Source organism: Bacillus cereus group sp. BfR-BA-01356 (assembly GCF_022663635.1).
Taxonomy (GTDB): Bacteria; Bacillota; Bacilli; order Bacillales; family Bacillaceae_G; genus Bacillus_A; species Bacillus_A cereus.
Genome location: NZ_JAKUFX010000158.1, coordinates 1 through 12,228 on the forward strand (window position 1 = coordinate 1; position 12,228 = coordinate 12,228).

Here is a 12,228-nt window from a genome sequence, read left to right on the forward strand (position 1 = left end):
TTTACATAAAATACTGGTCTAGTTTCGTGATGTCTTTTTTAAGCAATTTGTCCTTTGATAACTTCAAAAGATATTATTTTTCAGTTGACATACTACCGCAGGTCTTTTTAGGTGGAGAATTAGGATTATTTACTGCTTCCAATATATATTCTTTAAACTCATTGGTGTATTTCCCCATATCATGGAGCATACCGGCTAAACCAGCTAAATGTTTTATACCAATTTTTTCTCCATAGGTTTCAGCTAGTTCTTTTACTCTTAATAAATGCTCTTCGACTGTTTGTACTTGACTGTCACTCTCGCGTATATGAGCAATGTAGGTCATTCAATCTCCCTCCATTTTATACTGTTTACTTTTGTATTAGATACTGCAGATATAGATACTTCTAGTTGAGTATCTACTAAACTATTTCAATCCAAGCACCTATATGAGGTGCAATCATGACTGAATTTTGTCAAAATTGTGATATTATATTTCAATCCACACACCTATTTAAGGTGCGACTATGAGCGTTCCAGATAAATATAAACCCGAGGTAATTTCAATCCATGCACCTATATGAGGTGCGACTGAAAACGGAAAAACAATTGAGCTAGTTGCAAAATTTCAATCCACGCACCTATATAGGGTGCGACTATGGGCATTCCAGATAAATATAAACCCGAGGTAATTTCAATCCTCACACCTATATAAGGTGCGACTGGTCTAACATCTAAAGCCATTAATAACTCCTAATTTCAATCCACGCACCTATATAAAGTGCGACTGCAAAGACGATCATAACGACTGGAGCAACAAAATTTCAATTCACACACCTATATAAGGTGCGACATACACTTTTTTTGATTTCTTCTACTATCTTCATTTCAATTCACGCACCTATATGAGGTGCGACTTTAAAACGTGCATAACCTAACACTTTCCCATTGTATTTCAATCCACGCACCTATATGAGGTGCGACCACTCGGAACTAATAACGCAAACATTGCCACCCAATTTCAATCCACGCACCTATATGAGGTGCGACTTTTTTACTCGGATACTCTAAAGGTGTAACAATAATTTCAATCCACGCACCTATATGAGGTGCGACATGTGGGTGACGTCATTAAATTCTCGTATCTTGTATTTCAATCCACGCACCTATATGAGGTGCGACACCGATTTGTGCTCAAAATCAATCACAAATACGTTAATTCTATTCAAAAATATAAAAATATTTTTATTTATTAAAGTATTTTGTATAAAAATCATAAATCCCCATCATACATTATGAGAATTCTAGGTGCGAATGTACTAGGAATTTCATGTTTGCTATACATTCGCACCTAAAAAATCAAAGGACTTTCTAAATCAATTCATTCTTGTACACCGATATATTTAATTTTATTTTCATAGCTATTAGCTAACTAATAAACAAGAATGTATAGTTTTATAATATGATGAAGAATTTTATTTATTAAATCTTCTAATCACATCGTTCTACTTCTTCCTTGCTAATTCAGCACCTTCACGCTTCATTTGTTTTAATACATCAACGTACACATGAATCGCAGTAGCAACCTCATTCTCAACATCTGTAGAATGTTTCGTGTAAAATGTTCTTATTCCTTGTTTATTAATCCCTGGATATAAATTCTCTGTTTCTCCATTTTCAATTACTGCATAAATACCCTCTTGCCGAGAAATTACTAATTTTCTATAATCTTTCCAGACTGAATCAGGCTTTTCGCTAAAACCCCAATTAATAATTATGTGGAAGTTACAATTCCCTATATCATATCCAAAAATTTTCTTAGTATGGGTTTTTATGCTTGCAGTATCTTTCCCTTTCAATATTAGAGCTTCACCCATTAGTAAGTCTTTATTTTGATGAGAACGAATTACTATATCCCTTTCTCCTATTCCCCCTCTATCTCCCATCTCTTTCCGTGTGTATCCACCTCTACTCTGAGTATGAGTAATCCAACCAAAGGTATCTACTAAATTAGAATCCATATGTGATTTAAATAAATCCGTATATCTATCCTCTTCAGCAGCTTTATTCTGAGATGGCGTAACAATTGGTGATAAATTCTCGATTGTCTTTAAATTATCAAATATTTTCCCTACCAGGAAACCCCACACACTTTCTTCTTCATTTCCCGTAAACAGTTTGACTTGTTCTTCTGGTCTTAGCGTTTTTAGTTTGTTAATACTACTAGCTCTCAACTCTATATTCTGTCTTAATGAACTAATTTGCTCTCTATACTCACTTATTTTCCCATCATTATGCTTTCTACCTATAATTATCCCTTTGGTCGTTGCAATATTTGTATTTTCAGGATTTAATTCTTGAGCACGGTCAATATATTTTTCAGCTAGCATTAGATTCTCTTTCTCTAAGTAACTCAATGCCATTAATTCATATATAGTAGCGCATGCAAAAAAACCACCGAAACCTATATAGTTCTTTTCACCGGATCTTTGCTCATAAAGCATTTCTACCAAGGTATCCCAACTATATTGAGATTCTAAAAATTTTTCCGCTGATTTTATTACTTCATTATGCTGATTCAACTTAGAATATACTACTGCTAATCCAAGATATGAATACTGTGGAAAATAATCATTTGGTCTATCATACGCGTCTATTTTAAAATACTTGATTGCTTGATTAAAATAATATGCACTATTTATAAGATTATTATCTGCTTGATATACCTCTCCCAGTATACGATAAGTCTCTGAATTATCCCCATGTATTTTTATAGAATTTAATAAACAATCTATTGCAGCTTGTAAGTTATTGGCATGAAAATACACCTTTCCTAGCAGTAACAACACTTTACTATCAGTGTCCTTCCCCTCCAAATTTTCTAATAAATCTATTGCTTTTTCATATTCTTCTAAAAGATAGTATCCTTCCGCCAAATCATATACTCCAGTTATATCTAGTGAATTCATAGACTCTAATAATACTATTTTTTTCTTATTGAAAAATTTATACGAGTAAGAATCAACCATATCATTAAAAACATATTTGCCATTGTAGCCATAATTTATTATCGATCCGTCCCCTGTTAATTCAACCCTTTGATTTCTCATTAACCCCTTGCATTTTAGGCAACATTCGCTAATGTTATAAATTTCCATTTCATCCTTAACTAGCTTTACTAAACCACTCCAACTATCTTTAAAGTTTCTTAATTGAAAGTCATTACAACAATTTCTACAAATATTATCCCCAGCTATATTGCAATGAAAATCATTGTTGTTTGTCTCACAAACCCTACATTTACACAATTTGGTTCCCTCTCTCCAATTACCTTCTACTTATATATTATCTACTCTACTTTATAAAACCAAAACTTTATATTAATCTTCACTCTAATCTCAATTAAACCTTATTTATTTATAAAATAAGCATACGAAAAAGACCTAACCATTACTTTAGTTAAGTCATTTTTTAAGAATATTTTTATTTAAAAATAAAGCTTGTAGTAATTTAACTAATTTTAATAAGAGCACTTCCGCAGTTTATACTCAATTTTTATTTTCACGAACATGAGCAATATAGGTCACCCTATCTTCCCCAAATACATAGTTTAAAACGGAACCATTCTTATTTTCGAAGTAAGATTCTTCTATTTAAAATAGATAAACCAAAAAATGTCCCATACAAAAGTATAGAACACTTCAAAACTTGCATAATTTAAAACGCTAATTTATAATCATCATGTTTTTCAATAAAGTTTATAAATTCCTCATTGTTCATATCTGCCCTAGTATCTACTAAATTGCATGATTTCTGAGAATAATAAACATTTCTACCAATTATCTTACTGTCCCTCATAATTTGTAATAATGACTTTTTCTGTTCACTAGTTAATGTTGGATTCTTTTTCAAGGAATTCACTAGAATACAATTATATGATACAGGTCGCAGTTTTTCACAATATTCCTCATGACTAGTAACTCTGACAAGTTCCAATAATTCACCTTTTCTCATATTTGCTTTCCAAACATTGTAGACACCTTTTATCTCATTACTCAAAATAGAAATCTTATTTACTTTATCTTGTAACATCGCATGCGCATAAAGAAAAATAAATCGTTCGCCAGCATCTTTCAAGGACTGCGAATAAGCTTTTTCAATATCCTTACATGATTTTGCCTCTCTTAGTTCACCTTGAATAGCAATATTACTTATTGAATTTAGGGCTATCTCTTTATACTGAAGGAAGGCTTCCTCCTTACTACCATAACCCTCTGCAAAAATCTGATAATTATGCTCAACAGATTCAAGATAAATGGGAATATGTAATTCACTCATTACCTGATAAAAGTTCAAATATTTCTCATCAACCCACTGTTGTCCAGGTAAATTCCTAATAGCCTCTTCCATTACCATTTCCGGTACTATAAATACTGTTCCTTTGTAACATGTCATTAACTCCTTGAAGGAACTTTGCTCTTCTCTTGCCAACTTTGCTAAATCTGATAGGACATTATTATCCAATATATAATAGTGTGTAACCCTATCATTTTTCCTACCATCTTGTAAATAAGGTTCTATTCCATTGCATTTTGAATCTTGGTTCGTCTCTGGTGTATTGGTTACTTGGTCCATTTATTTGTTCCTCCTTAAATTTCCATTCGAATAGCCTCCAGTTGTTTGAAATGCTGATTTGCTAGATTTTGAATACTTTCAAAATCTGATTCAAGCATATTTTCTTGAACGGATTCTGATTCAAGTAATTTATTTAATCCATCAATCTTAATTGCTTTTGTAGGTTCTAAAATTGAAAGATCAAAATCTTGTGGTAAATTATGGCGGTAATCATGATCAATAATTCTCTCTGCATCTTCCATACTAATCAGGTTTTCTTGTGCTAATTTAATTACCATAGTTTTATAAGGCAATTCAAAAGCTGGAATTAACCTAATTACATTCTTCTCCAAAGAATCATTAACGTAATTTAATTTTATTTCTTGAAATAAAGTTTTTAATACATCATCATTTATTAACAACTCTGCAGCAAAAAGATTTGCTCTACGCTCATTTTCATTTAGGACTGGATTATTCACAAAAGTTACATCATCCGCATTTTTGATTCGATCCTTTTCAAATTCAAAATGATAGTATTCATGTGCCCAAACAAAATTCTCATATGTTTTCGGTTGTAAAGTATTTATGTTTATATAAAAAGAGCCATTTCGATATAACACCATTCCCCCATAAGATAAAGATTTGCTCGGGAAAAGTAGTACTTCTGTTTTCTGCATTAAATAATTACGTATACTTTCTATAGTTTTATATTTAAAATGAATTCCCTTTTCAATTGTACTTTCTACGTTTACCAATATTGAAGGAAGTATTTTTTGATTCTGCTCTATAACTTCCCTGATATTAGTGCTATTTATCATTCTTCTTCACATCCCTTTGTAGATAAAATTCAACGTTGTATACTCCAAAAATTTATAGGCTATATTTAATGTTAAGTATTAGATAAAAAATATTATATAAAATCATTTCTATTTAAATTATTATAAGGCTTTAATAGTTCAATCATTCTTATGAAATCGTCTAAAGTATCTAAAGTATTTTTGAATTCTGTTTCTTCGCCCTCAACGGCTACATAATTTGCAGCTGCAAAATTTCGTATATCAGATCTTTTTAATTTATCTTCTAATTTTAATGGTGGTTTAAATTCTGAATTATAGAAATAAAAATCATCTTTTATTCCAAACAATTCGTTTATTTTTTCTATTCCTTTTGTTAAATCGCCCTCTCCTTTTAATAGCTTATAAAAAGTCGCCTTTGGAATTCCGCCTTTATCCATAACCCATTGATGAGTTCGTCCTGTCGCCTCTAAGTATATCCTAATGTTTTCACCCACTATTTTTTTCATTTAATTCCCTCCTTGTTATCCATTATAACACTAGTATCTAAAAAAGATACCAAATAAGCGTAAAAAACTTGATAATATCAGTTTCATATTTAAAAATGAATAAATAGTATCTAATTTGTATACAAATCTATATTAACCACTCCAAAATTCTATAAATTATAATTTACAGAATTTTAAATACCCTATTATTTTCTTACATAAAAAATATTAATGGATAAATATCATATAATTTTTTAGATATATAATATAAAAAGACTACGGGAATTTTAAAAAAACTTAAGTATTTGATATGAGTGAAGCCGAATAGAGATACATGAAAAAACACCTCGTATGGGAATGAGAAAATCTTATCTAGAAGAAATTATCTGGAAAACAATCGAGCTGAAAAAACAAAGGTACACAAACAAAGAAATTATGGATCAATTAGAAGTTAAAAATTAAGCACAGATTAAAACTTGGATGAAGTGGCATCGTGAAGGTGAAACGTATTGTTTTAGTCGCCCTGTAGGAAAACAATATTCTTATAGAAAAGTGCCAAAAGAATTAAATGAATTGGAACAAATACGCTTAGAAAATAAACACTTAAAAACAAAATTACTTATATACGGAAATTATCTGGAAATTAAAAGGAGTTGAAACCGGAATTTGTTGTTACTTTATGGAACTGTTTAAACATAAAAATAACTGTAAAAGAATTGTGTAACGTATTAGAATTACCCTGTTCCACATTTATCGGTGGTTATAACGAACAAAATATTTTATAGATAAGGTAAAAAAGAAAATCTAGGACATCTGTCTTAGGCATAAATTACGATATGAATATCGAAGAGTGACTCCTACTCTTCGGCTTTGTGAATCATAAAAAGTATTAAGACTTATGAGACAAAATTATATTCTTTCAAAAGTGTGCCAAAAAAAGAAATACATCAATGGTGTGGAACCAGGGATAGACCCTCATCGATTGGAATGTCAATTCGATTCATCCATACAAAATGAAACATAGTTTACGGATATGTCTAATCTATTATTTGGTGAGCGTAACCTTTTAGTTATCAACGATTATGGATACCTTTAATCGTGAAATTATTAGTTAAGTCATCAAGCAATTATAAACACTGGCATTAGCAGTGAAGACATCAAAACAAGCAATAAGAGGGCAAAAGTAAAAATGTCCTTCTACAATCGAATCAAGGAAGTATTTATACAGCAAGAAGTTTCAAGCGTATGCCAAAGAAAACGACATAATTATCAGTATATTCCGGAGAGGAAATTGCCATGATAATGCCTTTATAGCAAGCTGCTTTGGTCATTTAAAAAGTGAAGTTTTCTACTCACAAAAGATAACAAAAAACCAAACAAAACTGTGCGAAAGATGGTACTAGTATACATCCATTCCTAAAATTGTGTGCGAATTCAAGAAAAATCAAACCACCTGTCCCCTAAAGAATTTAGGTAACAGATTAATTAGGTGCTTTATATGTTTTAGAAATATATCCTATCAATTTTTTTAATTTATAGTTTTGTACATGAATTTATTATTTTATGTTATTTTTATTATGTTATTCTAATATAACATTAATATGTATTCAGTTCGAATAATTTATCCTCAAAATAGGTTTAATATTTCATAGATTTCCGATGGTTATTTTTGAATTTGAACAGCGTAAAAATTCAAAAGGTCTTGTATATTAAATTGTTTTTTAAGTGGGTATGGTAATTGCTATATTTTTTACATCGATAGTAGAACTGGTGATAATGTTATTAAAAGGTATAATTATTAATAGTAAGGAGAATTATATGTTTGATTTTGAATTGGAGTTATTTAATTTTTATTCGAAAAAGTTAAGTAAATGGAATTTAGTTTATAAGTATGTTTTAAAAAATATTATTTTTTTGGTTGCTACTTTTATTTCAATAGCCGCTTTAGTTATTATTTCTTTAAACATCTTTGTCGAACATGATATTGAATTTGATTCTTTCTATATTTATATGATTTTCTTTTTTGTTTATATGATTTTGTTTTTGGTATGTATGCATTATGTTGTAGTAAAACCAGCTATTTTGATTTCTGTTAATAAATATAATATCTCGTTTAAAAGCAAACAATGGCAAGTTTTTATTTGTTTAATTGTTCAATCATATTTATTTAAGAAAGAACTTTTAAATAATGATCCTAAATTCAATGAAGAGTCATTACAATTTTTAATACAGGTGTTAAAGGAAAAAAAAGAAGAAACCGAGAAATTAAATGTATTAAAACTTTTGTCTAGCTATGGTTCTTTATTTTTCTTGTTTACGATTCCAGTATGGTCAGCTTTCAATAGCTGGGTTTATAATCATGAAATTAAGACATCAGCAGAAGCTATTCAGTATCTATTAATGTTAGGTTTTTTAATTTTTATGTCTGTCTTTTTAATTTGGATGCCTTTTAAAAAAAATTTTTTAGAAGAATTGTTTAGTAAGGAATCAAGTAAAATATCTGATTTGATAAAAGCATTGGAGAATATTAATTTTTCTTTGAAAAATTTTTGTCATCTTAAATCAGAAAAATCAGGGGTAATAAAACAAAGTACAATTGATTCTATTATTAAGGAAAATACTAATTAAATTAATTTGTTTATCAAATATAAAATATATATTCATTTGTATTTAAATATCCATTTATTTACACAACAACTAACCATATCTTTACTCGAAACTTTTAGTTTTAAACAGGTAGATCAGAATCTACTTAAAAGGTATGTAACTCCCATATTCTCTCGCCCAATTGTTGAATAAACCTTGCATTTTTTTAACAACTTTATAACAGGTGTTTGATTCTGTTAAGAAAGAGGTGAAAATTATATTTGACGAATTTATAAATGCATTATGATTTTAATAAAGATACTATTTTTAATCCGTGTAACTGTATAATCAAAAAAAGCTATTGGAAACATACACTTTTCGTTTGTTTCCAACAGCTTTTTTTGATTTATATTTAACCATAATTTACAGCAGATTAACTACCTCTTGACGCTCAATCCATTTATCTAACTTATTATGTGTTTCTTCGCTTAATCTTTTTCTTTTGCCTATTAACAATTTTGAAAGATTAGATGGTGATATCTCTATTTCTTTTGCCATATCTCTTAAACTACACTTATTTTCTTCTTTATATTGGAGAATCTTCTGCTGATACCAATTAATATCCCTATTTACCTGTTGCTGTTCTAATTGAGATGTTTGAATTTCTTCTATCTCCATATCCTGTACTTCTATTACTGGATCTTTTACCACTGTTTCCATCAATTTATTCTTAGGAGTTATTTTTTTCTTTTGTAAAAGCTCTTGCTGTAACGATACTAACTCATCAGTAGGTGTAACCGTTACTTTAAGGTTTAACCAATAATTCTCAAGCCAGTTACGCCCAGAACATTTCCCCTCATCAATCGGTGTTTGGTATTGCCATTCCTTGATGACTTCATCACGCATTAAGTCATCAAGTGTCTTTTCGAATACACTTCTTATTCTGGCAGGATTTTGATTCATGCTTACACCCATAACACTTATAAGACCTTTTGGACCACCGATTGAATAAGGGTGTACTAAATGCTGATAAGCTTGCTGAATTCGCCATCTCCAACTTAAATACCTAGTCAATCTTTTATGATATCGCTGTTGTTTACTGTTGTATTCAAGGGCCTTTTTCGATAACAAACCAGTCAATTTTTCTGATCCATATAAATACTTAGATAAAAATGTTCCAGGTGCAACATTCATACTTTCAATACCTAACATTTCATCGGTATCAATATCTTTAGCAAATACTATTTCATCCATTACGAATAGTCTTCGTACTCGTTGCTTTTTATAAGCAAGTGACTCATTTGGATTCTCATCATCATTTAGTATAACTATTTCATTATCTTCGTTTACATATATAAAAATACTTGCCAGTGCAGCTAAACGCTCCATAATCTTTAAACGGTCCTCTTTACGATAATAGGACTTACCATTTCTCACCTGCTTCATACTACACATTTCTAATATTTCTTCGTAACCTATATGTACTGGACTACTTTCCGTGCTTGCTGACTTCACCCATATTTCTGTTACAATATCCAAGCAATCAGCAGTTAAATCATCCATTACACGATCAACAAAAGTAGAATCAACTAATGTATTCCATCTATTTAACTCCCCTGCGCCTCTTAATTTCATATCACCATCATTAAAACGTGAAGATACCACAACAAGGCTATTACTCTTATCTGGTAGCTCAGCAATATGGGCATTCAATTCCTTATCTTCTGTAAAATTATTTTTTGCAATTGTGTCTGTTAAATGGTACATAAAACCAGCACTACTATGTTCGATGAAGCTCTGCTGCTCCTCTGTATGTTTTTTTTCTTGTTTTTGTTTCACTAAAAGAATTTCAAATTCTTTTTCTATATCATTAGCAAGTAATTCAAATACTTCTGGTCGGTATCCTTCTATTTGAGCAACAATTTCCATAATACCAACACCTTGGGATTCCTTATACGATATCCAATTTGCAAATTTTTTAAAGGAGACAGATGTGTACATAGGATCCTCTAAATAACTAACATCGCTATTAATTAACGTACAAAGTCCTCTCCATTTATTAAAGATTCGTTCGTTATTTTCTATATTTTGAAATAGTGGGTATGCCACTAATAATGTACTTTGAAACAATTGTTTTAACTGATCCATATTCTCCTCCTATTCACCTAATATGGTGCGCATACTTATTTATGTACTAATTCTTCTTTTGAATTATCTGCTAATAATTTCAATAAATTTACACATCGCTCTTTAATTTCTTTTGAACGCATTAAATAAACTATAATTTTTTTTATTTCTTGTTTCTGTTCCGGTGATAATTCTGATACCAACGAAGGATGCATTATGTGAATATGTATATATCTCAAAAAATTATCGCTCATAGCATATTTTTTTATTTCTTGTATTACATTTTCCTTCTCATAAATAGATGGAAGGGACTTATCTCTGTATTTTGCTATAAACGAGTATACTATCCCGTCTATAGGTACATAATCATTATTAAAGTTTTCTTCAAACCTCTTTATAAGGCTTCTCATTCTGTTAACCACTAGCGCATTAGAATTATTTAAAGCATCACATAAATACATTAAATCTAAAATTAACATATTTGCAGTATCTTTGAAATTAACATTCTCGTGCAACCTTCCATGCGCTGCTGTATTTCTTAACTCAATAAAATCATACTTAAAATATTCATGACATTTGAACCGTCTATCTTTTTTTACTATCTCTTCTATTTTTCTATCCAAAGAGGTACGTTCTATATTTGCTGAAGAAACCCCTAACTCAATACAATAATCATATATTATCCCCTCAATTTGAAGAGGTATAATCTGGCAGAATAATTCCATCATATCTTCTTTATAAATTTCTATTGCTTGTTTAAGCATTCCTCTCTTATTAAGTACATGATTTTCCTCTATAAGAGATAATATTTTATTGTCAATTTCATGTGTAATTATATATCTATCCACACGTTCATTAAATTCATCTTTATTATTACTGTGTAGAAGTTTCAATTCATTTCGCTCTTGTAACGTAATAAATTCAAATTTATAATTCAATCCATCAAAAACTGACATTTCATATTCTTCTTCCCTACCTCTAAAAGCATATCGACTCGGTAACATTTGATTAAAACTACCGGAGCTAGGAAATCCATTTGGTTTACTCCAATCTTTTACTTCTTTATATATACATGAATTGATTTCTCCTGTCATATATTCACATATCACATCTTTCGCCTTATAAAGCTTTTCAGCTAAGTATTGATACTTTTTCTTTTCATATCTATCAATATCTTTAACTTGCTGTTTTGATTCATATTCTTGGATCATAAAATTAATTTTTCTTAAATCCTTCATTACAAGAAAAACCTCATGGTTAAAACATTCATAAGGCTCTTTATCCTCTTTAATTCCCATTATGTTATGAGCTACAAATAGATAGATTTCTTCTTCATCTGGTAACTGTTTTAATTTATAACCATATTTCTCACAAATTATTTTAGTAACTTCTTCTTTGTTTAGATTACATACATCGATTTCAAGAACATTATTTAGAAAGTGTCGTGCAAGTTGAGTCTTATTCACACTGAAAAATATACCATTGTCTATTAGTTTATAATTAACTTCTTCTATTCTTTGATCCATTCTCAATTCCCCTCGTATATTAATATTTAAGCCCTATCTCAGGCTTAGTTTTACTCTCTAATAAGAGTCCAGTAATAAAGAAAATACTTGGACGTCTCAAGATATTTCTAGATA

7 protein-coding genes and 2 pseudogenes are annotated in these 12,228 nt (G+C 29.9%); 2 read left to right on the forward strand and 7 right to left on the reverse strand.

The annotated features are described in order from the left end of the window. Positions 1-82: 82 nt before the first annotated feature. The 5 genes and pseudogenes from MR168_RS29485 to MR168_RS29505 form a co-directional block, all read right to left on the reverse strand. Positions 83-325, reverse strand: a pseudogene (locus MR168_RS29485) (CRISPR-associated endonuclease Cas3''); the annotation flags it as partial. 1,159 nt (positions 326-1,484) lie between these two features. Continuing rightward, positions 1,485-3,137 (reverse strand): tetratricopeptide repeat protein, encoded by a 1,653-nt coding sequence (locus tag MR168_RS29490; protein WP_230676012.1) that lies wholly within the window; start codon positions 3,135-3,137, stop codon positions 1,485-1,487. 559 nt (positions 3,138-3,696) lie between these two features. Next, complete coding sequence (locus tag MR168_RS29495; protein WP_000373088.1) at positions 3,697-4,614, reverse strand: hypothetical protein; 918 nt, start codon at positions 4,612-4,614, stop codon at positions 3,697-3,699. Positions 4,615-4,628: 14 nt separating this feature from the next. Next, positions 4,629-5,411 carry an ImmA/IrrE family metallo-endopeptidase gene (locus MR168_RS29500; RefSeq protein WP_000610947.1) on the reverse strand — a complete coding sequence of 261 codons (783 nt, stop codon included), beginning with the start codon at positions 5,409-5,411 and terminating at the stop codon, positions 4,629-4,631. Between the two features lie 92 nt (positions 5,412-5,503). Then, on the reverse strand, positions 5,504-5,896 hold the full coding sequence (locus MR168_RS29505) for a hypothetical protein (protein WP_000724860.1): 393 nt from the start codon (positions 5,894-5,896) through the stop codon (positions 5,504-5,506). A gap of 330 nt (positions 5,897-6,226) precedes the next feature. On the opposite strand from MR168_RS29505, the pseudogene MR168_RS29510 reads away from it, so the two are divergent. After that, positions 6,227-7,292, forward strand: a pseudogene (locus MR168_RS29510) (IS3 family transposase); the annotation flags it as partial. A gap of 401 nt (positions 7,293-7,693) precedes the next feature. Then, entirely contained in the window at positions 7,694-8,503 is an 810-nt protein-coding gene (locus MR168_RS29515) for a hypothetical protein (RefSeq protein WP_000459233.1), read from the forward strand. A 381-nt stretch (positions 8,504-8,884) separates the two neighbouring features. Here MR168_RS29515 and MR168_RS29520 read toward each other — a convergent pair whose 3' ends face one another. After that, positions 8,885-10,609: a helix-turn-helix domain-containing protein gene (locus tag MR168_RS29520; protein ID WP_000372481.1), complete on the reverse strand. Its 1,725-nt coding sequence runs from the start codon at positions 10,607-10,609 to the stop codon at positions 8,885-8,887. Positions 10,610-10,644: 35 nt separating this feature from the next. Further along, entirely contained in the window at positions 10,645-12,114 is a 1,470-nt protein-coding gene (locus tag MR168_RS29525; RefSeq protein ID WP_000372779.1) for a hypothetical protein, read from the reverse strand. Positions 12,115-12,228: the final 114 nt, after the last annotated feature.

Bases quoted from the DNA above. Each gene is read 5' to 3' on its own strand.
- MR168_RS29490 (WP_230676012.1), bottom strand. From the start codon at position 3,137: ATGGAAATTTATAACATTAGCGAATGTTGCCTAAAATGCAAGGGGTTA.
- MR168_RS29505 (WP_000724860.1), bottom strand. From the start codon at position 5,896: ATGAAAAAAATAGTGGGTGAAAACATTAGGATATACTTAGAGGCGACA.
- MR168_RS29525 (WP_000372779.1), bottom strand. From the start codon at position 12,114: ATGGATCAAAGAATAGAAGAAGTTAATTATAAACTAATAGACAATGGT.
- MR168_RS29515 (WP_000459233.1), top strand. From the start codon at position 7,694: ATGTTTGATTTTGAATTGGAGTTATTTAATTTTTATTCGAAAAAGTTA.
- MR168_RS29495 (WP_000373088.1), bottom strand. From the start codon at position 4,614: ATGGACCAAGTAACCAATACACCAGAGACGAACCAAGATTCAAAATGC.
- MR168_RS29520 (WP_000372481.1), bottom strand. From the start codon at position 10,609: ATGGATCAGTTAAAACAATTGTTTCAAAGTACATTATTAGTGGCATAC.
- MR168_RS29500 (WP_000610947.1), bottom strand. From the start codon at position 5,411: ATGATAAATAGCACTAATATCAGGGAAGTTATAGAGCAGAATCAAAAA.